The organism is Martelella sp. UBA3392, assembly GCF_002358775.1.
Lineage (GTDB): Bacteria > Pseudomonadota > Alphaproteobacteria > Rhizobiales > Rhizobiaceae > Martelella > Martelella mediterranea.
Map to the genome: position 1 here is coordinate 1 of NZ_DEPM01000152.1, position 5,761 is coordinate 5,761.

Consider the following 5,761-nt stretch of genomic DNA (forward strand, 5'->3'; position numbering starts at 1 on the left):
ACACTTGTCGCTGCTCAGGTACATGGTTCTGCCATGGTTTTCGCGAGCCGGGCACAGCCCGGCGAGCGTCGGCCATGTGTTCGGGCATGGCCACAACGCCGATCCGCGACGCCGGATCGGCGGAAAACTGGGGAACCCTGAAAGCCTGAAACGCGCAAACGCGCCCGTCGCAAACTCGTCCGTCGCTCCCACTTCATCACGATCATCGCAGCCTGGGTGATCACAGTGCCCGCCGCAGCGCTTATGTCCGCCGCATGTTTCCTGCTGCTGCGCGCAATCGGGTTTTAGTGAGGCCCACGCGGCCGGATTGCAGCTGATGAAGGATGACTTCAACATAGCGTTCGAGCAGAAGCCGGACTCGAATGACAGGTTTGAGGTCAACGTCAAGTGAACCGGTACGGCCGCAATGGGGGCGCTAAGCTGCCGTTCCCAGATGCCGCACATAGGGAATTCCGGGCGCATAGACGCGGTTGGGCATGTCAGGATGCTTTGCCCCGGACGCTTTTGGCTTCGGCGTCTTCACGAGAATGGGGCTAGGAGCCAAGCTGTGATTCATATGTGGACGCCGCCTATGGCAAGGACTTTTTATCGTTTTGCGTAGATCGGTTGCTTTCATATGTCCGGCCTGTTTGTGCGGAGTTGATTTTGCCGCTGGCCCTGATGGAAATCCGCCGGCGAGGTCCCTGATCAAGTTGGCGCACTTTTGAAGTGCATTGAATCAGACGGGTTTGCCTCGCCATTGGCTCGATCGTTACGCATCATTGACTGCCATTGCCAATTCGGTTTGGTTGTTCACTGTCAGGCGGACAATCCGTAAGGTCTGTAAATCTGTCCTCGTTTGAGAAGCGTCCATGCGATACGGGCAAGTTTGTTCGCAAGGGCGACGGAAACGAGCCTGAACGGCTTTTTCTCCAACAACCTGCTCACCCAGTCCGTCAGAGGTGTCGGTTTTCGTTTCGCATGTCTCATGACCGCTGTCGCACCGACAACCAGCAACCGTCGCAAGTATCGGTCGCCCTGTTTTGATATGCCACCGAGCCGGTTTTTCCCGCCCGTGGATTGCTGCTGCGGCGTGAGACCGAGCCATGCCGCGAATTGCCGACCTGATTGAAACTGATCGGTGTCTGTCACCGTCGCGGCGATGGCGCTTGCTGTGATGACGCCGATGCCAGGGATGGCGGCGAGCCTTCGGTTGACGTCACTTCCTTCATGCCATGTACGCAATTCCTGATCGAGCTCTCCGATCTCTTCAGTCAGCTCCGCCATTCGCCGGATCAGGATTTCGAGGGCCCGGTGGGCGTAGGCAGGCAGAACCTCATCGGTGAAGGCTTGATCCGCCAGTTTCACCAGATTGGCGACACCCGGGTTGGCGACGAATCCGAACTCGGCCAAGTGCGCACGCAATGCGTTTGCTGCCATCGTACGCTGGCGCACAAGCAACGCTCTGGTGCGATGCGCCATCAAAATGCCCTGCTGTTCGACGGTCTTGACCGGCACGAACCGCATCGTCGGACGTTGCACGGCCTCGCAGATAGCCTCGGCATCCAGGGCGTCACTCTTACCCCGCTTCACATATCCCTTGACATAAGAAGGCGGCATTATTAGAATCTCATGCCCCATGGCGATGAGCGTCCGTGCCCAATAATGCGCCGCTCCACACGCCTCCACTCCGATCAGACACGGTGCGAGTTTGGAGAAGAAGGGTATCATCTGCTTGCGATGCAGCTTCTTCGCCAGAACAGTATTGCCGGCGTCATCCACGCCGTGGGCCTGGAAGACGCTCTTCGCAAGATCGAGGCCTATTGTTTGTATGTGCATTTCGATACTCCTTCCCAGTTCCACTCTTTCTAAGCACAATACACGCAGTTGCGAGGTCGGCGGCGTCCACATCATCAAGTCTTCATATGACAGAATTCCAATCTTCGTTGAAGCTTGGACCAGTTGAGTTGCAAGTATCTGATTTTAGCGGCGTTTCGAAGAAATTATGAAGATCTCGAGAAATCTCTTGACTCGGGGGTGCACGAAAAACGGCCATTTCGTGCACTCTTATGCTTCATAGGCATGAAGATAGATTTGGCTGGGGTGGCTGGATTCGAACCAGCGCATGCCGATACCAAAAACCGGTGCCTTACCGCTTGGCTACACCCCAGCATGGGCCCGCGGGCCGGGGCCGGCGGTGCGCAAAGCCTCTTAGCAAAGCTCGCGCCCGGTCTCAACGTCTAAATCTGTCCGCCTGACGAGATTCTCGCCGGCGACAGGAATTGGCGTTATTGAGCGCCATGCCTCCGTTCGGAGGCTCGGAGGCGCTCGCACTGGTCGAATCCATGCATCATGCTTTCAGGAAGTTCAATCCGATCTTCGGGCCGGCGCTCTGGCCTTGCATTTTGCGCGCATGGTGTCAGACAGGCAGGGCAGAAGTTGAAGGAAATGCGAATGGGCGTACCCGAATTCGATCCGGCCTATGGACGCGCCGTGGCGCTTGCGGAAGGCATTGCGCGGTTGACGGCGAACAACCCCTCGCCGTTCACCTTTTTCGGCACGAACGGCTATCTCGTCGGCCGCAACGAGGTGGGCATCATCGATCCCGGGCCCGATATCGATGGTCACCTGGAGCACTGGCTTGCCGCGATCGGCGGGCGCAGGGTCCGCTTCATCGCCGTCACCCACACCCATATGGACCATTCGCCGATGGCCCGCAGGCTGAAAGCTGAGACCGGGGCGCCGATCGCCGGCTTCGGCCCGCACGAGACCGCCCGCCCGCTTTTTGCCGGCGAGGTCAATCCCTTTGCCGAGAGCGCCGATAGCGCGCTTCGACCTGATATCGTTCTCGGCGACGGCGACACGATCGCCGCCGATAATGGCTTCGCGCTTCAGGCCGTGCACACGCCGGGCCACACCGCCAATCATCTCGCCTTCGCGCTTCAGGGCACGCCCTATCTGTTCTGCGGCGATCACGTGATGGACTGGTCGACCACGATCGTTGCCCCGCCCGACGGGTCGATGGGCGATTACATGGCCTCGATCGAGAAACTGCTGGAGCGCCCCGAAACCGTTTACATGTCCGGCCACGGCGACACGATCCGCGACGCCAAGGGCGTGTTGCGGGCCACCCGCTCGCACCGGCGCATGCGTGAAAAGGCGATCCTCGAGCGGATCGCGACCGGAGACGAGACAATTGCCGAGATCGTCAAGGTGATCTACCGCACCACGGACCCGAAGCTCCATGGCGCGGCCGCGCTTTCGGTGCTGGCGCACATGGAAGATCTGGTTGAGCGCGGCCGAGTGAAAACGGATGGCCCGCCGATGCTGAAAAACCGTTACAGGCTTTCTGTCTGAGACTGCCCGATGGTCGCCTGGGCAGCGGCAAGGCGGGCGGTGGGCACTCTGAACGGCGAGCAGGAGACATAGTCCAGCGCCAGCCCCTCGCAAAAGCGGATCGAAACCGGATCGCCGCCATGTTCGCCGCAGATGCCGATCTGGAGATCGCTTCGGGTCTGGCGGCCGCGCTCCGCGGCCATCCGCATCAGTTCGCCGACGCCGTCGAAATCCAGCGAGACGAACGGATCGCGCTCGATAATGCCTTTTTTCTGGTAGGTGCCGATGAAGCCCGGCGCATCGTCACGCGACATCCCGAACGTCGTCTGGGTCAGATCGTTTGTGCCGAGCGAGAAGAACGCCGAGGTTTCGGCGATCTTATGGGCGCGAAGCGCCGCGCGCGGCAACTCGATCATGGTGCCGACGAGATACTCGATCTCCATGCCGGCTTCAGTCATCACCTCGCGGGCAACCGCGTCGATGCGTTCCTTCACATAGTCGAGTTCGGCGCGCAACGACACCAGCGGCACCATGATTTCCGGCACCACCGCCTCGCCGGTGGCGCGGGCGGCGGCAACCGCGGCCTCGAAGATCGCCCGCGCCTGCATTTCGGTGATCTCCGGATAGGAGATCGCCAGCCGACAGCCGCGATGGCCGAGCATCGGGTTGAATTCATAAAGCGCGTCGAGCCGATGCCGGAGCGCCTGCTTGTCCATGCCGAGCGCGTCGGCGACATCGTCGACCTCGCTTTCGGTCTTCGGCAGGAACTCGTGCAGCGGCGGATCGAGCAGGCGGATTGTCACCGGCAGGCCGTGCATGATCGAAAACAGCGCCTCGAAATCGTCCCGCTGCATCGGCAGAAGCTGGTCGAGCGCGGCGCGCCTGCCCTCTTCCGTCTCGGCAAGGATCATCCGCCGCATCATGTGGATGCGGCCGCCCTCGAAGAACATGTGCTCGGTGCGGCAAAGGCCGATCCCCTCCGCGCCGAAATCGCGCGCCGCGCGGGCATCGGAAGGGGTGTCGGCATTGGTGCGCACCTTCATGCGCCGCACGTCGTCGGCCCAGACCATCAGCCGCTGAAAATCCTCGGAAAGCGCGGGCTTCTGGGTTGGCGCTGCGCCCTTCATCACCCGGCCGGTGGCACCGTCGATCGTCACCTTATCGCCGGCATGGAGCATGACCCCGCCAATGCCATGGAGGATATTGTCGAACCGGTCGACCCGCATGTTGCCCGCGCCGGTCACGCAGGGCACACCCATGCCGCGGGCGACAACGGCCGCGTGGCTGGTCATGCCGCCGCGCGTGGTGAGCACCCCGACCGCCGCGGTCATGCCCTGGATATCCTCCGGGCTGGTTTCGGTGCGCACCAGAATGACGCTGCGTTTTTCCGCCTTGGCGGCAATCGCCTCTTCCGCGGTGAACACGATCTCGCCGGTCACTGCCCCGGGCGAAGCCGGCAGGCCGGAGCCGATCTGGGTGCCGCGATATTCCGGACGGATGGTCGGATGCAGCATCTGATCGAGCGTGGCCGGATCGATGCGCATGATCGCCTCGGAGCGGCTGATCAGTCCTTCATCGGCCATGTCCATGGCGATCCTGACGGCGGCGCCCGCCGCGCGCTTGCCGCTGCGGGTCTGCAGCATCCATAATTTGCCGCGCTCTATTGTGAATTCCATGTCCTGCATGTCGCCATACTGGCGCTCAAGCCGCGCGGAAATCGCGGCCAGTTCCGCAAAAGCCTCCGGCATCAGCTTTTCAAGCGAGGGCTTTTCGCCGCCCGAGGCGATGCGGCCGGCCTCCGTCACGCTTTGCGGTGTGCGGATGCCGGCGACGACATCCTCGCCCTGCGCGTTGACCAGGAACTCGCCGTAGAGCGCATTCTCGCCGGTGGACGGGTTGCGGGTAAACGCCACCCCGGTGGCCGATCCATTGCCGAGATTGCCGAATACCATGGCCTGAATATTGACCGCCGTGCCCCATTCCGTCGGAATGTTATGCAGCGTCCGGTAGGCAATGGCGCGCGCGCTGGTCCAGCTTGAAAACACCGCTGCGATCGCGCCCCAGAGCTGCTCGAACGGATCCTGCGGGAAGTCGCAGTCGAGCTCCTCGCTCAGCAACGCCTTGTAGCTTGTGACGAGATCCTCGAGCTGGCCGGCCGTAAGCTGGGTCTCGGCCTGATGGCCAAGCTCGGACAACCGCTCCTCGAGAAGCTCCTCGAACACCTCCTGATCGAGCCCGAGCGCGACATCGCTGTACATCTGGATGAACCGGCGATAGCTGTCCCAGGCGAAACGGGCATCGCCGGTGTCGCGGGCAAGCGACAGCACGGTCTCGTCATTAAGGCCGAGATTGAGGATCGTGTCCATCATCCCGGGCATGGAGACGCGCGAACCGGAGCGGACGGAAAGCAGCAGCGGGCGTTCGCCCGAGCCGAAGCGGCGGCCGG

Annotated in this window: 4 protein-coding genes and 1 tRNA gene; 1 reads left to right on the forward strand and 4 read right to left on the reverse strand. The window is 61.8% G+C overall.

Annotated elements, in window-relative coordinates:
- The 3 genes from B4E36_RS11475 to B4E36_RS11485 all read right to left on the reverse strand — a co-directional run.
- Nucleotides 1-444, reverse strand: a 444-nt coding sequence (locus B4E36_RS11475) for a hypothetical protein (RefSeq protein WP_345900368.1), incomplete at its 3' end; no start/stop codon positions are given.
- A gap of 354 nt (nt 445-798) precedes the next feature.
- The gene (locus B4E36_RS11480; RefSeq protein ID WP_292051535.1) at nt 799-1,818 is read right to left on the reverse strand and encodes an IS110 family transposase; all 1,020 of its coding nucleotides are present in this window, start codon (nt 1,816-1,818) and stop codon (nt 799-801) included.
- Nucleotides 1,819-2,074: 256 nt separating this feature from the next.
- A tRNA-Gln gene (locus B4E36_RS11485) sits at nt 2,075-2,149 on the reverse strand.
- Nucleotides 2,150-2,433: 284 nt separating this feature from the next.
- Here B4E36_RS11485 and B4E36_RS11490 point away from each other — a divergent pair.
- Nucleotides 2,434-3,336 (forward strand): MBL fold metallo-hydrolase, encoded by a 903-nt coding sequence (locus tag B4E36_RS11490; RefSeq protein ID WP_345900369.1) that lies wholly within the window; start codon nt 2,434-2,436, stop codon nt 3,334-3,336.
- Here B4E36_RS11490 and ppdK read toward each other — a convergent pair.
- Nucleotides 3,318-5,761, reverse strand: a 2,444-nt coding sequence (gene ppdK, locus B4E36_RS11495; protein ID WP_345900370.1) for a pyruvate, phosphate dikinase, incomplete at its 5' end; no start/stop codon positions are given. The two genes, B4E36_RS11490 and ppdK, sit on opposite strands and share 19 nt — an antisense overlap.

Coding starts and splice junctions, on each gene's coding strand:
- B4E36_RS11490 (WP_345900369.1), top strand. CDS start 2,434: ATGGGCGTACCCGAATTCGATCCGGCCTATGGACGCGCCGTGGCGCTT.
- B4E36_RS11480 (WP_292051535.1), bottom strand. CDS start 1,818: ATGCACATACAAACAATAGGCCTCGATCTTGCGAAGAGCGTCTTCCAG.